Origin of the sequence: Paraclostridium sp. AKS73, from assembly GCF_025671395.1 — a bacterium.
GTDB lineage: Bacteria > Bacillota > Clostridia > Peptostreptococcales > Peptostreptococcaceae > Paraclostridium > Paraclostridium benzoelyticum.
Genome location: NZ_JAIXHU010000103.1, coordinates 1 through 261, shown reverse-complemented (window position 1 = coordinate 261; position 261 = coordinate 1). Strand labels below are relative to the sequence as shown.

1 rRNA gene is annotated in these 261 nt (G+C 48.3%); it reads right to left on the bottom strand.

What is annotated here, in order from left to right:
• A 23S ribosomal RNA gene (locus LEQ07_RS19890) occupies positions 1–261 on the bottom strand; the annotation flags it as partial.

The window sequence follows — 261 nt, the reverse complement described above, 5'->3', positions numbered from 1 at the left end:
CTGACTCCCAAGTATAAAATAACGGCATTCGGAGTTTGATAATCTTCGGTAAGCGCAATGCCCCCTAGGATATTCAGTGCTCTACCTCCGTATTTCTCAACCTTGAGGCTAGCCCTAAAGCTATTTCGGGGAGAACCAGCTATCTCCGAGCTCGATTGGAATTTCACCGCTATCCACAAGTCATCCCCGAGCTTTTCAACGCTCGTGGGTTCGGACCTCCACGAAATTTTACTTTCGCTTCATCCTGCTCATGGATAGGTC